The sequence below is a fragment of the Pedobacter suwonensis genome (genome assembly GCF_900111825.1).
Taxonomy (GTDB): Bacteria; Bacteroidota; Bacteroidia; order Sphingobacteriales; family Sphingobacteriaceae; genus Pedobacter; species Pedobacter suwonensis.
The window spans coordinates 129446-148314 of the sequence record NZ_FOJM01000011.1; the positions used below are offsets into that span (position 1 = coordinate 129446).

General features: G+C 39.6%; 13 protein-coding genes and 2 pseudogenes. 4 read left to right on the plus strand and 11 right to left on the minus strand.

The window, feature by feature from the left end:
- Position 1 precedes the first annotated feature (1 nt).
- The 6 genes from BM107_RS15325 to BM107_RS15350 all read right to left on the minus strand — a co-directional run bounded on the left by BM107_RS15325 (position 2) and on the right by BM107_RS15350 (position 10681).
- The gene (locus tag BM107_RS15325; RefSeq protein WP_090984852.1) at positions 2-1630 is read right to left on the minus strand and encodes a S41 family peptidase; all 1629 of its coding nucleotides are present in this window, start codon (positions 1628-1630) and stop codon (positions 2-4) included.
- Positions 1630-3624: a TlpA family protein disulfide reductase gene (locus BM107_RS15330; protein ID WP_090984854.1), complete on the minus strand. Its 1995-nt coding sequence runs from the start codon at positions 3622-3624 to the stop codon at positions 1630-1632. The genes BM107_RS15325 and BM107_RS15330 overlap by 1 nt, the downstream gene beginning before the upstream one ends.
- 14 nt (positions 3625-3638) lie before the next feature.
- Entirely contained in the window at positions 3639-5009 is a 1371-nt protein-coding gene (locus tag BM107_RS15335; RefSeq protein WP_090984856.1) for a RagB/SusD family nutrient uptake outer membrane protein, read from the minus strand.
- 4 nt (positions 5010-5013) lie between these two features.
- Positions 5014-8610 carry a SusC/RagA family TonB-linked outer membrane protein gene (locus tag BM107_RS15340; RefSeq protein ID WP_090984858.1) on the minus strand — a complete coding sequence of 1199 codons (3597 nt, stop codon included), beginning with the start codon at positions 8608-8610 and terminating at the stop codon, positions 5014-5016.
- A gap of 139 nt (positions 8611-8749) precedes the next feature.
- The gene (locus BM107_RS15345; protein ID WP_090984861.1) at positions 8750-9928 is read right to left on the minus strand and encodes a FecR family protein; all 1179 of its coding nucleotides are present in this window, start codon (positions 9926-9928) and stop codon (positions 8750-8752) included.
- A gap of 102 nt (positions 9929-10030) precedes the next feature.
- Positions 10031-10681 carry an RNA polymerase sigma factor gene (locus tag BM107_RS15350; protein WP_244278824.1) on the minus strand — a complete coding sequence of 217 codons (651 nt, stop codon included), beginning with the start codon at positions 10679-10681 and terminating at the stop codon, positions 10031-10033.
- 423 nt (positions 10682-11104) lie between these two features.
- On the opposite strand from BM107_RS15350, the gene BM107_RS15355 reads away from it, so the two are divergent.
- Positions 11105-11998, plus strand: a complete 894-nt coding sequence (locus BM107_RS15355) for an IS982 family transposase (protein WP_090984864.1) — start codon at positions 11105-11107, stop codon at positions 11996-11998.
- Between the two features lie 479 nt (positions 11999-12477).
- Here BM107_RS15355 and BM107_RS15360 read toward each other — a convergent pair whose 3' ends face one another.
- The 5 genes and pseudogenes from BM107_RS15360 to BM107_RS25325 form a co-directional block, all read right to left on the minus strand.
- On the minus strand, positions 12478-13728 hold the full coding sequence (locus BM107_RS15360) for a hypothetical protein (RefSeq protein WP_090984866.1): 1251 nt from the start codon (positions 13726-13728) through the stop codon (positions 12478-12480).
- Between the two features lie 474 nt (positions 13729-14202).
- On the minus strand, positions 14203-15093 hold the full coding sequence (locus BM107_RS15365) for a hypothetical protein (protein ID WP_090984869.1): 891 nt from the start codon (positions 15091-15093) through the stop codon (positions 14203-14205).
- 26 nt (positions 15094-15119) lie between these two features.
- Positions 15120-15626 carry a hypothetical protein gene (locus BM107_RS15370; protein WP_090984871.1) on the minus strand — a complete coding sequence of 169 codons (507 nt, stop codon included), beginning with the start codon at positions 15624-15626 and terminating at the stop codon, positions 15120-15122.
- Complete coding sequence (locus tag BM107_RS15375; RefSeq protein ID WP_090984873.1) at positions 15592-16185, minus strand: hypothetical protein; 594 nt, start codon at positions 16183-16185, stop codon at positions 15592-15594. The genes BM107_RS15370 and BM107_RS15375 overlap by 35 nt, the downstream gene beginning before the upstream one ends.
- Before the next feature lie 145 nt (positions 16186-16330).
- A pseudogene (locus BM107_RS25325) lies at positions 16331-17222 on the minus strand (IS982 family transposase).
- A gap of 240 nt (positions 17223-17462) precedes the next feature.
- On the opposite strand from BM107_RS25325, the gene BM107_RS25120 reads away from it, so the two are divergent.
- The 3 genes and pseudogenes from BM107_RS25120 to BM107_RS15390 all read left to right on the plus strand — a co-directional run bounded on the left by BM107_RS25120 (position 17463) and on the right by BM107_RS15390 (position 18846).
- Positions 17463-17570 carry a helix-turn-helix domain-containing protein gene (locus BM107_RS25120; RefSeq protein ID WP_244278826.1) on the plus strand — a complete coding sequence of 36 codons (108 nt, stop codon included), beginning with the start codon at positions 17463-17465 and terminating at the stop codon, positions 17568-17570.
- 88 nt (positions 17571-17658) lie between these two features.
- Positions 17659-17820, plus strand: a pseudogene (locus BM107_RS25125) (helix-turn-helix domain-containing protein); the annotation flags it as partial.
- Positions 17821-18384: 564 nt separating this feature from the next.
- Positions 18385-18846, plus strand: a complete 462-nt coding sequence (locus BM107_RS15390; RefSeq protein WP_090984876.1) for a T9SS type A sorting domain-containing protein — start codon at positions 18385-18387, stop codon at positions 18844-18846.
- Positions 18847-18869 lie beyond the last annotated feature (23 nt).

The window sequence follows — 18869 nt, forward strand, 5'->3', positions numbered from 1 at the left end:
GTTAGTTTTTTTTCTTTTGATTAGGAGATGATTTACTGGCAGTACTTCCTGCCAATAATTTATTGTAAGTGGCTTTTGAGTTGAGAATAGATAAGGCCGTATCAAAGGCGGCGCTGGCTTCGTTACGAACGCGCAGGGCATAACCCTTACCTACATATAACATATCGGCTATGCCGGCTTTTAGTTCTATCCGGATGGTTTTTCTTGCAACCTGATCTGTTTTTGCAGGCATTTTGATCCGAAGTTTTTCCGCGGCATCAAAAATCCCGTCAACCATGGTTTCGTCCACTTTGAAACTCTTATCGAAGGCTTCAAAATCAGGATAATTAGCGGTTAGCTGACTACGATTCTGCTGCACCAGCTCAAAGGCTACTTTATTCACTAAACCACTGTTCATGGTCTGATTCAGCCAGGTGCTATATAATGCCGTGTCTATCGAAACAAACTGATCTGGCATGATACCGCCACCACCATACACCGTTCTTTTATGATTAAGTGTAGTATATTTAAGCGAATCTGGAAAATGATAATGCCCTGCCTCCTTCAATTCACCTGAAGCCATCCTCCGGTTAAAATCTTCAAAATAATCAGCTTTGCCTTTGGTGTAAGGTTTCTGGATAGATCGGCCTGAAGGCGTATAATAGCGAGCGGCTGTCAACCTGATTACCGAACCATCACTTAATGGAAATCCTTTCTGCATCAATCCCTTTCCAAAAGTTCTGCGTCCAACAATTACGGCCCGATCCCAGTCTTGTAAAGCACCGGTCAGGATTTCGCTTGAAGAAGCAGTAGATTCATCAACCAAAACCACCAATTCGCCATCCATAAACTGCCCGTAACCGCCGGTGAGAAAATAATCCTTCACACCTGTATTGGTAACTGAATAAAAAACAGTTTTTTCAGGAGGAAGAAATTCATCCGCCACGCCAATAGCCATGTCTACTATGCCTCCCCCATTCATCTGTAAATCGAGAATAAGTTTGGTCATGCCCTGCGCTTTCAAGCTTTTTAAGGCGGCATCCATTTCCCGGCGGGTAGACTGACTGAAAACAGACAGCGCAATATAACCGATCTGTTTGGTAACCATGTAACTGGCCGTAATGGATAACTCGGCAATCTGCTCACGCATTACCTTGAATTGTAAAAGCGCTGGCTGTCCTTTACGCCTGATAGCCAGGTCAACAGCTTTTCCTTTCTCTCCCCTCAGTAACCGCATCACTTCCTGGTTTTTCAGGTTTTTGCCTAGAATTGTCTGACCATCTACGTTTACAATCTGATCGCCTACTTTTAAGCCTGCTTTTGCCGCAGGTCCATCCGGATTGACACTGATGATAAATGTACTGTCTGAAATCATTGCAAAACCGATTCCAATGCCAGCAAAACTTCCTGACATGGATTCGTTCATGGCCTCTACCTCTTCGCGGCTGATGTAGCTGGAATGAGGATCAAGGCTGCTCAACATGCCCTTGATGGCGGCATCGACTACGGGTTCATCGTTAACCGGATCTACATAGTTATCCTGGATTAGCTTTAAGGCATCCTGCAGCTTAATCTTCGGATTCATCTGTGCCTGAACGGAAAGCCCTATCCAGAAGGAAAAAAAAGCTGTAATTATCGTTTTTCTTATCATTATTTCTCTGCTCTTAAAATCTCAATGGCGGTTGACAATTCATCGCTTAACTGGCTCGGGCTACCGGAATATCCTTCAGAAGAATAGCGCACAACGCCGTTTTTTACGATGATTTTACGTGGAATGGCTGACGACTTAAATAGCGGCTTTAGGCTTAAGAAAACCGCTGCCTGCTCTCCATTAGGGAGAACTGCATCATGCAAAAGGTTAAAACGATAGCCCTGGCTCTTAACAAAGTTTACCGATTTGGCTTTATAATCACCAAATTGCATGGTACCAATCATATAAACCGCAACATTTGGATCTTTTGCATATTGATCTATCAGCAATTGCATGCCAGGAAAAGCTTCAATACAAGGTCTGCACCAGGTGGCCCAAAAGTCAATTACTACTATTTTATTTCCCCAATCATTAGAATTTACCATTTTACCATTGGCATCTTCCAGGCTGAAAGGCTTTAATGGATAATTGACCATGTTGGCCATTACATGCCCCCTCATTTCTGCTTTTTTATCATTTGGCATCAGAGATGATAAGTATTCCTCATAGCCTTTTTCCTGGCCCTGGTGTTCGCTTCTATACAACTCTTTCAACTTAGCAAACATTTCTGGCGTAACTGCATTGGCTGCCACACTATTTTCCAGTAAGGATTTGATGGCCTTGTCATCTTTCAGTTCGCTTAATACACGAAGATGCATCGCATTCATGTCGGCATTACTATAAGTTCCGTCTTTAGACAGGTATTGGAAAAAGTTCTTTGCTGCGGCAAAATCCTTTTGGTTAATGGCTAAAGCAATATGGGTAAATAAGCGATCGTTCATTTGCTTATCGGCGTTTTCCTGGGCTTTAACCGCATCCCTACCGAAGTCGGTTAGATAAGACTGATCACGCTGGCGTTCCAATAAGTAAGGAATGATCTTTTTGCTCAGCTCATAAAGTAATTTATAATCTGCTTTACCGGACATGGACATTTGATTCCGCGTAATGTTCCAACGATAAATTTCGTTGGCTGTTCTAAAATCAATATCCTTAAACAGGGATAAGAACTTATCTATCTGATTACCATCAAAGTATCTGGTAGCCAACCCTCTATAAATTTCATAATATAAGAAACCTTTATCATCGGGATTTTTCTTCCATTCTTCATAAGGATATTTTTTAAGAAAATCTTCGGATGCCGCCTGATAAACCTCTGGTGAGGCTCCTTTGGTTGCCGCACGGAAGCTTAATAATTTTGCAGTTCCGCTTTTGGGCTGATATTGGAAAATCAGCTTTTCTATTTCCTTTGCTTGCTGATCCCTTTTCTCCCGGATATAATAACCATGGGCTTCTGCTAACAAGGCGTCGCTGAACTTTTCTTTCTTAAGCATAGCCTGTATGGTTGCATCAGCAAAGGCGTCAAACTTTTCTGGCGGCATTGTCAAACGTTTCAAATCAAGATAGGTAAAGAGTAACGGGCCAGATGGTTTTCCAGAAATCTTTTCTTCCTTTTTTAACAAAGAATCAGTGGTTTGGGCATTTTTTGCCGCCGAAACAAAATCATTTAAACTCCAGTCGCCAGTTAAGTTAGACCGCAATGCAGCTTCTGCCAGATAACTGCCACGCTGTTCCTTGTCGTTGCTACCTAAAACCTTTGTAAAGTAACCTTTACCCTGGTTATTATCGATTGCTTCCGGCGTCATTGAAGCGCCCTGGTAAAATTTAAGCGCCAAAAAAACGGCGTTATTGGGCAAGGTATAACTTGCCTGCCACTGATCATTTTCCTTTTTCAGTGTTAGCGGTACAGATTCCCAGCGTTTGCCATTAAAATAAGCCAATGTTGCTTTTGGTTCATCGCTAAATTCAAGGTCGCCACCTTTTGCCTGATAATAAAATGTAGCAGGTTGATTTTGCCTTAACAATTCTGGTTTCCAGGTTAAGGTCTGGGCAGCCAGCTGCTGCCCAAAAAAAGGGCAAAGCAGTAGCAGACCATTCAGTAAAAGATTTTTTTTCATAAGCTCTCCGTAGATTATCTCGGATTTTGTTGCAATTCGGGGTTTAATAAAATATACTTATCACCTATCGGATAGATATAGCGATTAGAATTTGGTGTGAGCGTATAATCTATTCCTTTATAATTGCGGGTTTTCGTTTGGGTAAAGGCATCATCAAGCGTTAATCTTTTTTGATCAAACCAGCGTAAACCTGTACCAAACAGCTCCTTTCTTTTTTCTTCCACTACAATCCGAAAGGCATCAGCAGCAGATGAGGCTGTTAAAGGCACATAATTGGCATTATTAAAACGCTTAACCCTTAAGTTATTTACAACCGTCATGGCATCTGCAGTTTGGCCTGCTCTCGCTAAGCATTCTGCTTTGATGAGCATGATTTCTGGTACCGATGGGCCGTTACTGATCGAAAATTCATTGTAGAAATACTTGCTGGAAGCACGACCTGTAAAGCTGGTGCTGAATTGCCCGCCGAAACGGCTTCTGGTATCGGTAAATAACTTATAACGCAAATCTGTTGTTCCCATAGCAGAAAGCAGGTCGTTGCTTAACGAAATGGCCTGATAGGTTACAGCCGCAATTTTAGAAAATATAATTTCCGGATTATTCAACCTTAAAGGAAGGGTAGCTGGTGAATTTTCATAATTCTTCAGATCGATCAATGTATTTTGTAAACGCAACGTACTATCCGCATATAATGAGGCATTATTAAAATCACGAAGATTAAGGTATGTTTTAGCCAATAAAGCATAAGCCGATACCTTTGCCGGCCTTACGTTAAACTCAGGAAGATCAGGCAGGCGACTGATGGATGCCTTCAGGTCTTTCACTATGAGGTTATATACTTCTGCTACCGGTGTACGGTTAAGTTTAGTATATAAATTTGGTGTGGTAAGCAAGGGCACGCCCAAATCTGTGGTGGCGGTAGCGCTGTTGTATTGCCTGGCATAGGTGTTAACCAGAACCAGGTAAGTATAAGCACGGTGTACCAGTGCTTCAGCATAAATTTTCTGCTTCTCTTGCTCCGTTCCGTTTTGTGAATTTAACACACCATTGATTACCTCATTACAGGTATAAATGGTTTTATATTGTTTATCCCAATCCGCGTCACTTTGCGTATCAGCTGTATAAAGTGCTGCCCAGCTGTACACATTACCCAGAATATCGCCCAGGTTGTTTTGACGGGTGGCATCCGTAATTTCTGTATCGTCGCCAGATAAGATTGGATAAGAGAAACTACCTTCCAAAACCGAGTTATTGTTCATGGTATACCGGTAATCGGATGTATATTTTAAGGTACGTACAGAAAGTTGATCAATTTCTACATACTTTCTGCAGCCTGCGAAGGCAACTGCCAACGCAAACAGGATGATGATATATTTTGTCTTCATGTGATTATAGCGTTGCATTGATTCCAAAAATGTAACTAGGTGTAGGGCTTACCGTGCCAAAATTGCCATTGCTAACAAATTCAGGATCGATACCATCTTTATTCGCCCTCCAGATGATACCCAGATTTCTGACATTGGCAGAAATTGAAATCGATTTGAAAGTATTTCTTGGTAAAAAACGTTTTGGCAATTGATAAGCCAGGGAAATTTGCTGTAAACGGATGTTATCTGCCTTTCTCACCAATGCATCAGAAAAGCGGTAACGATTAATACTGTTAAAGTTTACGTTAGATAGCCCGGGAACATCGGTGATCGCCTCATCACCTGGATTTCTCCAACGGTTGGCCAAATCTTCCTGCCTGCCCAATACACCTGGGTAGGCACCCTGAAAGTTTGGATAATTGGTGATTGCATTTTTCATAAATACATGCCCGAAATAACCCGTAATCTGGATTCCAGCTTCAAATTCGCCGTATTTAAAGGTGTTAAAAAAGCCTGTTGAATAGGGTGCATAAAGTACACCTGCTTTAACTAGGTCTTCTTTTGTAAAGGCACTGGTTAAATTGGTGGTATTATTGATGATGTTATTGTTGCGGTCGTAAATCTGTGATTGGCCCTTGTTATCTAAACCTGCCCATCTATATACGTACAATGTGCCTAAAGTAGCACCATTTACTATTGATCCTGACCCGGCCAGGTTGTTGGAATTATTTTCATACCTGGCTTCTGTTACGGTATTGGTTGTATAACTGAAATTGAGCAAAGATTTCCAACTGAATCTTCCTGCCCTTACTGGCTCACCATTTATGCTGAACTCGTAACCGTGCCCTTTTAAAGTACCACTATTAAACAATAGGTTAGACCAACCATAAGTAGCATTGTAATTAAAACTAGCCAAAAGACCTTTGGTGTGTTTGGTATAAACATCAAAACTTGCATTTAAACGGCCCTTTAAGACACCGAAATCTAAACCAAGATTGCCTTGCTTAGTTGTTTCCCATCCTAATTCAGAATTAGCTGGGTTGTCAATATTGGCAATGGGCTGGCCTGTACGGGAATCGCTACCTATTGTTGTAAGAATAGGAATATTTGACCCTCCCTGTGGTACCACTCCGGCAGTTCCAAGGGTTGCCCTTAAACTTAACAGATTGATCCAATCTAGCTTCCTGATAAATTCTTCCTGATTGGCATTCCACCTTAAACCTACAGACCATAGTGGAATTGCTCTTTTTCTGCGGTCTACCCCTATCATACTGTAATCATCAAATCGGGCACTACCGGTAAGGAAATACTTATCTCTGTAACTATAGGAGGCGTTACTGTAATAAGACAAAAAGCGCTTTCTGGATGCACCCAAACTACTTAGGTTATTGCCTAAGGTTTGGGAATAACCATACATGGTTACGTAAGAAACAGTAGGGTTTGCAATGCCCACAGCTCCGGTATCTTCGTTATAACCATATCTGACTTCCGAATTACTGGCTGATTGGGTTTCCCTCAATTCAGTTCCGGCAATGGCAGTGAAATGATGATCTTTAGTAAAAGCTACATCTGCATTCAGCTGTCCTCTAAATGCTGTTTCAGATGCATTATTGCTACTGGTGTAATAGCGCCCGCCGTAAGGTACATTGTAAACCGGTTTACCATTGGTAATTACCGTACCCGTATTCACCAAAAGTCTTCCCACATAACTATTTAATTCATTCAGGAGATTGTTTGAGCTAAATTGACGTTGATTTGAAATGGAAATATCCGCATTTAACCACTTCGTAATTTTACCGTTAATTCCACCATTCAGTCTGATCACATTACTTTTGGCGATGGAGTTGGAATAATTGAGTTCATCAATTGCATTGTAACTGAAAGGCAGATAGCCTTGTGCCATCATGGTATTGGCCAGCGATTGGCGGAAGATAACTGTTCTGCCTATACTATTGCCATTGTCATCATATAATAAATCGTATGGCCTGAGCGCTGTTGTACTAACCGAAAGGGCGTCAACTGCAGCACTGTTAGATTGCGATTTGTTATATTGGTAATTGATTAATGCCCGTAATGTAATTCTCTTATTAAATAATGCGGTACTGGTATTGGCATTAATAAAGGCATTTTCAGCAAAATTACTTTTATAGATGGGCACATCTTTCGTGTAGTTTCCAGAAATATAAAAGTTACTATTTTCAGTACCACCTGAGTAAGAAAGGTTATATTGATGATTGACTGCATTTTGCAACAGGTTTTTTTCGATCTGGCCTGCACCATCACGCATGGCAATTTGTGCTAAAGCAGCATCGCGCTCGGCAACGGTTGCCGTTCCACGTTTTACGCGAAACATCCATTCAGTAGCTTCACTATTGTTTGGTGTATAAATGGCATTTCCTGGTGTTGCCGAAGCCGGATCTACCAGAAAACCTTTGTCAACCATTTCCTGTTCCAGATCGATATATTGTGCGGCATTCATCCAGCGCTGACTGGCAATAGATGGATTTTTGGAGATTCCGAAAACGTAACTGAGGTTAACCTGAGATGTACCATTGCGACCTTTTTTCGTTTCAATTACAATTACACCATTGGCCGCCCGGGAACCCCAGATGGAAGTAGCAGAAGCATCTTTTAAAAATGTAATCTGCTCAATATCCGCAATGTTAATGTTACTTATAATTGAATTTCCATAAGTAACACCATAGGTTTTTGTTAGTTGTGCCCTGTCGCTTGGGTCGAGTAACGGAAATCCATCCACCACAATCAGTGGAGTTCCTGAACCGGCTGCATAATTATTTACACCACGGATCTGCACGACATTACTTTTAACATCAAATTTTACGCCTGGTATTTTACCTTCCAAACGCTCCATAAGGTTAACCGCGGGTGTTCCTTCCAGTTCCTTTCCAGAAATTGTACTATAGGCACCGGCAGCCCGCTCTTTACTAATTTTCTGATAACCGTTAGATACTACACTAACCTCTTCCAACGCTGATGAAGCCGCCGTTAATCTTACGTAATAGGTAACGGTCTTTCTATCCACAAAAATCTCCTCCCCTTTATATCCTATATACGAGATCAGTAATACATAACCATTAGCCGGCACATCCTTAATCAGGATATCACCTTCTTTATCCGTAACGTACATTTTGTTAATGGTTTTATTGTACACATTAGCTCCGGGAAGCGGACGTCCTAACGAATCTCTGATGCTTACCTTAACATCAATGTCTTTTACCAGATCTACCAGTTTATCTGCCATACTTCTTTCCTTGATTACAATGGTTTTGCCATCAACAGAAAAAGTAAGCGGCTGGTTATTTAACGACTTTTGAACGGCTTCCAAAACATTAACCTGGTTCACCTGTATAGATACCGGCTTGGCATCGAGGATCAGGTTAAGATCATAGATAATATTATATCCGCTTTGTCGGCGAATTTCTTTTAATATGCGTTCCAGCGGCGCATTTTTTTCGACAATGGAAACTTTTTGTGCCTTGGTTGATGCACTTAATTGCATTAAAGCCGCCAAGAAAATCACAGCCGTCAGTCGCATAACGAGTAGCAGTTTGCGGAGCTGCCTGTTGGGCAACCCTAGTGAAGTAAAATTTTTATACATTTGTTTGTTTGGTTTATTGCATTTGGCCTGGGCTTCGAAATCAAGACCTTATGCGTGATTAGTTGATTATTTATAGTCGACTGCCAATTATTCAGGGGTGCCGCCAAGCACCTCTGTTTTTTTTGGAATCGTTTTTAATTTATTTAGAAACGATTACCCTCCTTCCTTCAAGTTTAAAGTGAACTTTTCCGGTTAACTGAATATGGTTGAGTACTTCTGAAATATTAGTACCTCTCGACATCCAACCGCCAAGCATCAAATTTTCTGGTGCAGTCTCGTCATAAACGATTTCCACATCATACCATCGCGCTACCTTTCTCATCGCACTTCTTAAATCTTCCCTGAATACAAATTCTCCGTTTTTCCAGGCAACCGCCATTTCCGTATCTGCCTGTTGTACCTGTATGTTTTCATTACTTAACCTGGCCAGCTGCCCGGGTTTAAGTAATGTAGTCTTGTTATTGCTTAAAGCAACCTTTACACTTCCCATTAATAAAGTAGTGTTAATAAAAGGTTCATCAGCATAAGCATTGATGTTGAAATGTGTACCTAACACCTCCACTTTTTCTGATTGCGTTTGGTTTTTAAGTACGGTTACGGTAAATGGCATTCTTCTTTTAGTCCCTTCCATATGCGCCACCTCAAAGTATCCCTCCCCTGTTAAGGTTACATTTCTTCCACTTGCCGCAAAGGCTGTTGGATATTTTAAAGACGACCCTGCATTTAGCCAAACTTTTGATCCATCAGGTAATATAACTGCGTATTGCCCGCCAATAGGCGTGGTAATGGTATTAAACCCATCACTTTTGCCTGTATTTAAAGTTTTATAAACCAAAGTTCCATCAGCAGCTTTGGTAATTTCAATACCGGCTTCAGTAGCAATTTTCCCGACAGCATCCTTATTTAAATCGATTACCTTACCGTCAGATAAAGTCAATATGGCTTTATCAGTACCAGCAGGCAGGTCATATTTTTTTGCGATAACAAACCGGTCTGGAGTGGTATCGTTATTTTTAAGTGTCAAATAACCTATGCCAGCTATCAATAATATGCTTGCGGCAATTCCTATTGAAATTATTCTTTTGTAAGGCCTATTCAGCTTCTGAACTTTAGGCAATTCCGCTTCGGTTTGCGAAACATCAGAAAGAATTTTATTCCAGATTTTTGCTTCCAATTTCTCGTATTCTATTGGCGAATCAACCGACTTATTTTCTTCAGCTTTTAACAAATACCAGGTTTCAAGCTGGGCTTTTTGCTTTTCATTAAGTTTATTATGCAGATAATCTCTGATAAATCTGCTTATAGTTTGTTTGTTCATGTTTTTTATAGGTAGTATAATAGTAATGACAGGCAGCTCACACCAATGTTGTATGCAACATTAAAAAAAAGTTACTTTTTTATTAATTTATTGGAAAAAGCGCTACAACGCGATAAAAAAGGAAGGCAAATGATTACCAAATTTGCTTCTCAGCGTAGAAATAGCCTTATTCATCTGTGTTTTAACGGTGAGTTCAGAGATATTCATAATACCTGCAATCTCCTTGTAGGAAAGATTTTGTTTTCGTTTTAGTTCGAAAACCTCGCGCATTCTGGGAGGAAGTTTTTCAATTTCCTCTTCAATCAGCTTGGCCAGGATCCGTTCTCTAATGAGATGATCGGTAATCTCCTGTGCCTGATCCAAAAACTGACCAAGGTCTGTCAGATAGGCATGGTGTACCTGATTTTTACTAAAAAAATTCAGAATCGCATTTCTAGTAGAAACATAAAGATAAGCACCAATGGATGTATCAACGGGTAGTTGAGGTGCTTTCTGCCATAACCTGGTAAATACTTCCTGAACCACATCCTCACTCTCACTCTCTTCTTTAAGCATTCGAAAGGCATGTCTGTACAGTAATGGCCAGTATCTGCTATAAATTTCTGAAAAAGCCTTGTTATCCCGGGCTATTAATAGCGAAAGTAATCTGTCATCACCATATGTAGCATAGTCCTGGTCCATTGATGAGTAAAAATAGGACTTATTTGCGGTAAATAGAAATAGGAAAATGGAACTGGCTACGTTATAATGCACATTGAGGTCATTTTGTAAAATCGTGTTGAGGAAGCAGAGGGTGATAGTGAAAAGATGTAAAGTATGTGACTGCGGTTGCTCCTTTTGTACAATATGATAAGCAATAACAACAGGATCAGCCGGTTAGGAGAACTAACCTGACACAAGTCTCTCAAATTACTATTTACCTGAGTTCGATTATTAATATTGCCTCTCGTTAGCTTATATCGGCTTTTTGATTAAGAGGCCGTCACCCTGAATTCATTTCAGGGTCTTTCCTCCTAAGAAGATGCTGAAACAAGTTCAGCATGACGAATCGGCTAGGGATGGGTAGTTTATTATGCACCTGAGTTCGATTTATAATTTTTAGAAAAAATTAGTCAATCAAAGTAATTATGCTTATATTTAAGTATCTGACATTCAAATATTTAAACATAAAAATAGATGATTGACTACGCTAAAATTAGTGATATTTTTTGTCTTGTAGATGAGTTCTGCAAAGATTTTGATCAAACCACAAGTCCTTTTCTTTTGGGCAAGCCCTCCAAGCGTCCTGCGACCATGTCTAAGAGTGAAGTAATCTCTATCTGTCTGTTCTTCCATCTGAGCGGGTTCAGGTTTTTTAAACACTTCTATCTGTTTTATATCCAAAAGCATATGCAAAGTGAATTCCCAAATACTGTGTCCTATAACCGCTTTATTGAACTCAGCCAGAGCGTGCTCATGCCAATGACGATATTCCTGAAAACCTGCTGTCTAGGTCGCTGTACGGGTATTTCATTTGTGGATTCCACCCCCATTCGGGTCTGCAACAACAAGCGTATAAAAAGAAACAAGGTATTTAAGGGGATAGCGGAGGTGGGAAAATCCACAATGGACTGGTTCTATGGATTTAAGCTGCACATCGTAATCAATGACAGGGGAGAGATATTAAATTTTGCCATCACCCAGGCCAATGTGGAAGATAGGGAACCATTGAAGAACGAGCGCTTTTTAAAAGCTGTGTTCGGAAAGCTTTTCGCCGACAAAGGGTATATATCCGAACAGCTAGTCAAAATACTGTTCGTCAGCGACATACATCTGGTTAACAGTATAAGGAACAATATGAAAAATAGCCTGATGACCATGAGCGACAAAATTATGCTCCGTAAAAGGTCTGTGATAGAAACCGTTAATGATGAGCTTAAAAACATATGCCAGATAGAACATTCAAGACATAGGTCATTCGCTAATTTTATCTCAAATATTATAGCAGGCCTAATCGCATACTCATTCTTTCCTAAAAAGCCAGCTATTAATTATCAGACTAAAAAATCATCTCAGATTTTCGCATTTTGATTAATCGAACTCAGGTTATTTATATAACTTAGTGACCAATAAAAAAAGGGAAGATTTTTCAATCTTCCCTTTTCAGTGCACACTTGGGGACGCCACTTGAACAAATAATCCCTTTACTAACACTGTTGATAATGTGGAACGTAGGCAAAAATAGCCTATTTGCGGTAGTGAGAAGGCTGTTTCTAATTTTTTTCCTTTGAACCTAAAAAATTGCAATGTTATATTTTAGACCAAATAAACACCAAATAAACACCTAAAAAACGTCCAAAAAAAGCGAAAAAATGCATTTTTGGGATCAGAATTGAACCCCATTTAAACAACAATAAAATATGTTTTTGAACCATTCTACAATTCAGTATGCGATTTTTTCAAAAACGTCCAAAATTGGGCACAAACTAAGTTTTGTGAGATTTTACTGATCACCTACATTTATAAGTACTTCGCTACCACCTCATGGGGGATAATGCGGAACTATCGTGCTATTTTGCAGAACTTCCAAATAGAGAACCCAATTGTTTGATGGACAGAACTTTCGTCAGTGACACATTAAAAAGTGGAACCTGTTTTGTACGCAAAAACGTTTCAAAGCCGAGACTAAGCCCTAATGGACTTAAAAGTGTTCCTTCAGCCCTAAGTCTAAGGGACGCACTACGCGTTGACGAAAGGATTTCCTGGCTACCGTCTATGCTCTTTCTCAGAGATGTTGGATAAAATCCATTATTGAATCCGCCGATGGCACTGAACCGCACATCAAAAGTGTCATTGGTCTGCTTATACATAAACCCCACCCCAATATTGTAATTTAGCTGATGTCGAGTATAATCCGAAGCAAGAGGGTTAAGCCTAAGGATTTCGCCGGGGTTACCCCTTGGTATTGCTGTTAGCTGTGTGGTCAACACGGTATTTTTATATTTTGTCCTAATGGTCTGGTAACCGACATAGAATTCGCCGATTCCAAATAATTTATCATTGGTCGAATTATTTAGCTCATACAAGTAAGCTACACTGGTAAACAGGTTATCCGTCACCTCTTCGAAGCTTGTTTTGTAAAACCCACTTTTTAGGTAAGTACTGTCTTTATGGAATTTATTTGTATTTAGGTCTGAATAGGAAACTCTTGCGAGCGAATCCGCCCCACTTGCATACCGTTCTTTACCTGCGTTGATATAGAGCCAATGTTTGGTTGCCTTGTCATTATTTTTCATGTTAAGCAAAAAAGAACTTCTAAAATAAAGTTCCTTTGGCTTTATGCCATCAATGAAGTCTATATTTGTACCAGTGTAAAAAAGAATATTGTCAGACTTGTTTAAGCCCTCTGAATTAAGTGGCTTAATCAATACCAACAGTTCACCATTGCCCAAAAGTGCATTTTTGTCTGCTCCTGCGACATCTGTAACAGTGAGCTTAAAGCCGATATTCTTGTCGTCCGTAAAATCCCGCTTTACCCTGATCTTGATATTATCCTCTGTTTGCTTGTCTATCATAATGACAGTATTTACAGGCATCATAATACTATCCAGGGGAAGGCTAGTTTTGGAGCGATCAAGCTCAACATTAATTTTATATCCCTTGTAATTAGCCGCCGAGGGAATTGTAACTATCACTTTATATTCTAACTCTTTGTTTGGGCCCGAATTGACTTTATCGGTCCTTTTTGAGAATGTAGCCACTGTCTGTGCATTGACCACTCCAGTCAGAATCATCAAAACTAAAATGTAAATGTATTTCATGAGTGTATTAAATTTAGATTTGTATAGAAAAACTGATAAGCCTACGTTAATAGCAACCTTTAATAGTCTTAGAGAACATCTATCAAAACAGATCCGCTAACCGGTTCTTAACAACAGGACATCACCGGAGCTAACGTGGTGAATACTGATAAGCAGCAATTTGTTTGATGAATAAAAATAATCGACGAAAAAATGAAATGCAATACTTACTATTGGGTATATCTCAAATAGCTATAATCTTATAAATCAACATAAACCAATATTCATTAAACGTCATAGTATTATGAATAATTATTGTATTGAGTAGGGCTTTGCCTAGCCAACATTATTTAACTTACTATTAAACCATCTGATACCAGCTACGCTCGATCGATGAGGCATGATGAGCAAGAGCTGAGGATAGAGTACCGGATCATTCTTGAGTGAAAGCGGAAGATCTTTGCCCTCGCTTTCCTTCGACTGATCAATCAATTCCTACCATTCTTGCTTTAACTTGGGCAAAACAGAATGCTCCTTTCCAAGCTTGTTACGCCAACAATAAAAATCACTTGTTTCATTTAACCGGAAATCTTTGAAAACGAAATAACTTATATCGCGCCATAAAAACCTAATTTCATTCTTGTAATTCTGCAAAACAAGAAGGTTAATGAAACCTTCGAGATAGTAAGAATGCTTTTTATCAATTTCAACGGTATCCTGATTGAGGAAATTATGCAGTGCACAATCTTCAACACCATAATAGGGATTTGCAAGCCCATCTACTTTATTTACTTCGATTATGCCATTAATCAACGCCTTTAAAAATTCTGCACTTTTATCTCTCGCATCAACTTTCTTAAAATACCAATAGGTACAAAGCGTATACGCGTGGGCAGATTCACCCCAAATCTTGGTTTCATAAAAGTGCTGTTCGATGAAATGGGCCAATTTATGATGATCAAATTTAGTTCCCGCAAACAGGTGATGCAGGCCCAGAAGACTCATTGCTCCCAATAACATCATTTTTTTATACCCATGAAAAAAAGAGTCTTCTAAATAGTTTCCAGTTAAAAAATCTTTTCGTTCCTGGATCTCAGTCCACAATTCCTCCAGCGAATCAATAGTCATTTGCTTTGCAAGCTGATATTCGGAATGGTACAATGTTACAGCCAATTGGTTCCTTTCTGCAAAGCGCATTAGATAGGAAAGGTACATCGTCCATGCTTCAAAGATTCCAAAATGATTCTGTTGTGCCGTAAAGTTTGAGGAAATAACCGAAACCAGTAAAGCTGCATTGTTTATTTTTTCCTTGTATTTGTTCTGGCTGAGTTCTTCGTCTTTCAGGGCCAGTTCCAAAAGGCCGGCTAGTTTTTCTTTGTTCAACATTCCCTTTCCATCTTCCAAAAGAAACTCTAGCAGAACCTTAAAATCATATATGTACCAGCCTTCATAAAAGAGTTACCAAGCCGGTGAGCCATATTTTTCATTTGGCCGCCCACAATGGTATGAAGTTGATTATAGGGTTGATTTCGATCTTTATGTTGCTGATTAAAAGCCACTATGGCATGTGATACCTCTTCTTCTATTTCCCCATTGGTTACAAAATAGGACCGATGATATCGATTATCAACCACTGAAGGATGGGAAATCGGGGTAAAGATGAGCTGAAGCACTTGCCCATGGATTTCTTGTTTCCAATCCCGCAATTTGATCTTTGCACCCGCAGCCCCTTTAAGCTGAAAGGCACACAGGTTCCCCTCCCGGTCATAACTAATGATATCCTTCCCGTGCTCCATCCCACAGTGACGGGTCATATGGATAATGGTATGTCCCTGCTCGATCAATATATAACAGAAAGGAACTTGAAAAGCCTTTTCAGATGCTTTATCCACCCAGTTTTCTATTATTCTCTCTATCATTCCATTCAGTTTTTTTTCTGTTAATTAAGTCCTCATATTTTTTCTTGTATACAGGATTTTCTTCGAATTGCTGAAGTGCATGCTCAGCCTCTGGCACCAAGTGTGGACCGAGATAAATCTTAGGCATTTGCAATGTTCCGTCTTCATTGAATGAAATGGCTATTTTTTCAAACATTTCCAGCAGGGTTTCTGGGGTAATCTTGCCCGGCCTTAAAGACTTATTACCTGTTTTTTCTGTGACCTTTGAAACTGCCTCAAGCATGATCATCCCTTTGTCCAATGCAACTTGCTGTGCCATCTTGTCCAGAAGATCAAAAGCGAGCAAGGGATTGGCAATAAGGGTGTCTATGTTAATACTTTCTCCCACTTCAATTTTTTCAAGATCCATCCCATGCTCGAAATCACTGTCCTGATTATCAACTGTTGTTCCTGTCCCCTCGTGGATAATTCGTTCCTGAACCTCAGCAAATTCGGGACCGTGAAAGGCAATTTTTTGCTTTAAAAATTCATTGAATTTTTTTCGAATCTCTGTCTTAGCCCTTGAAAAATCTGGAAGCATGTTAGTCTTGTATTAAAAAATGTAGGGTCTAAAATATCAAAAAATATCTTCAAAGATATTGGTCAGTGTCTTCAAAACGAGAATGTTGATAATTACTGCACCATCCATCTTTAGCTAGTTTTGTTATTAACCTGAGTTCGATTAATCAAAATGCAAAAATCTGAGATGACTGTTTAGTTTGATAATTAATAGCGGGCTTTTTAGGAAAGAATGAGTATGCGATTAGGCCTGCTATAATATTTGAGATAAAATTAGCGAATGACCTATGTCTTGAATGTTCTATCTGGCATATGTTTTTAAGCTCACCATTAACGGTTTCTATCACAGACCTTTTACGGAGCATAATTTTGTCGGTCATGGTCATCAGGCTATTTTTCATATTGTTCCTGATATTGGCAACCAGATGTATATTGCTGACGAACAGTATTTTGACTAACTGTCGGATATATACCCTTTGTCGGCGAAAAGCTTTCCGAACACCGCTTTTAAAAAGCGCTCGTTCTTCAGTGGCTCCCTATCATCCACATTGGCCTGGGTGATGGCAAAATTTAATATTTATCCCTTGTCATTAATTATGATGTGCAGTTTAAATCCATAGAACCAGCCCATTGTGGATTTTCCGACCTCCGCTATCTCCTTAAATACCTTGTTCCTTTTTATACGCTTGTTGTTGCAGACCCGAATGGGCGTGGAATCCACAAATGAAATACCCGTACAGCGGCCTAGACAGCAGGTTTTGAGGAAGATCGTCATTGGCATGAGTATGCTTTGGCTGAGTTCAACAAAGCGGTTATAGGACACAGTATTTGGGAATTCGCTTTGAATATGTTTTTGGAGATAAAAAAGATAGAAGTGTTTAAAGCACCTGAACCCGTCCAGGAGGAAGAACAGACAGATAGAGATTACTTCACTTTAGACATGGTCGCAGGACGCTTGGAGGGCTTGCCCAAAAGAAAAGGACTTGTGGTTTGATCAAAATCTTTGCAGAACTCATCTACAAGACAAAAAATACCGCTAATTTTAGCGTAGTCAATCATCTGTTTTTATGTTTAAATACTTGAATGTCATGCACTTAAATATAATCATAATTACTTTGATTGACTAATTTTTTATAAAAATTATAAATCGAAATCAGGTTACTAAACATTCTTTTTCAGGATAACATAAAGTCACAAAACGGCATTCATGCGTTGATAACAGTTCCTTTTAAGCGAGTAATAGACAAACCAATGCCAATTTTTTACCCGAAAAAACCGAGGACTGTTGGAGAACAATTGATGAAGAAACGAGTCGAATTGAAGCTTTTACAGAGTGATTTAGCTAAAATTTTGGGTGTTAGTTCAGACTCTATAACGTATTGGGAAAACAATAGAAGCAAGCCTTAAATAAAACATTTTTCCCGCAATCCACCTTTTTTTAGGTTATAGTCTTGTCAAGTTTAATGAAGACAAATTTGAGTGAAGATTAAAGGCGTATAGGTGGCAGAATGGATTGAGCTATAAACGGCTTGGAGAAATGTTAGGGGTAGATGCCAGTACGGTGGGAAGCTGGGAGAAAGGGGAATCAATTCCTTCACCTAACAATTTAAAAGGTCTTGAATCGCTCCTAAAAAAGAAACAGTCAAATTGCATTTAAACTTAATTATGTCCGAAGATTGGCTATTGTAGTTTAGCAATAGTAGCCCATCTATTGCGGGGCAAGTGGAACAAAACTTTTAAAATCAGATATCAGAGTAAAATAATTAACCTTAAAAATCAACACATTTGGACAATAGAGTAGTTGAGCTTTCACAGTGGTTTGGTATCCTGCTGCACCATCCTCAGGTCCAGGATGGTAATCCATTGATTGCCTTTCCAAACCTATCTTTTCATTCTGGCATCGTATTTTTGAATTGTACTATATCTTATAGACCAATAATAAATTAGGAAGCACATCTCTAGCTTGATTAAAATACCTCAGTTTAATCGATCAAACACGACGCAAGCCTCTACCAATGCAGGCAGTATGAGATGATAAAAAAAATTAGATCCCTTTACCCTTTCGATGTAACTATATATGCCCTATCATAACAGATTGGTGTAAAATTTTGATTGGTCTACATCCTGAAAAACAGGGGGTTGATGTAAAAAAATTCCAATTAAGTAATGCATTGGGTAACATCGAATATCAGAATTAACGGAATCAAACTATCTATCTCTTATGAAAAGATGCGCTCTTATCATCACTTCATGCCTGCTCTTTTTCTTTAAAACTTCCGTTGCACAAAAACTGGCTTTCAGTTACGATGCAGCAGGAAACCAGACCGAGCGTCGCTGGGTATGCATTAATTGTCCTTCTGCCAGGCAGATGGCAATGGATAAAAAAACAAACAACCTGCCACCCGGTGAGCTGGGTGAAGGACTTGTTACCGAACGGGGCATCAAAGCTTATCCGAATCCGCTGAAGGAAACGCTCAACGTATCCTGGGGCGCTCCTGATAAAATTTACCTTAAAAGCATCCAGGTTTACAGTGTTGGTGGCAATTCCGTTTTCAAACGGAATTACAATACCGAAGAACGGCAAACTACTATCACCTTTCAGCAGTTGCCACCAGGTACTTACCTGCTGGTAGGTCAATACTCAGATGCTAAAACAGAAACCATTAAGCTGATCAAAAATTAACCCCTCACATTCTTGCCTCGCTC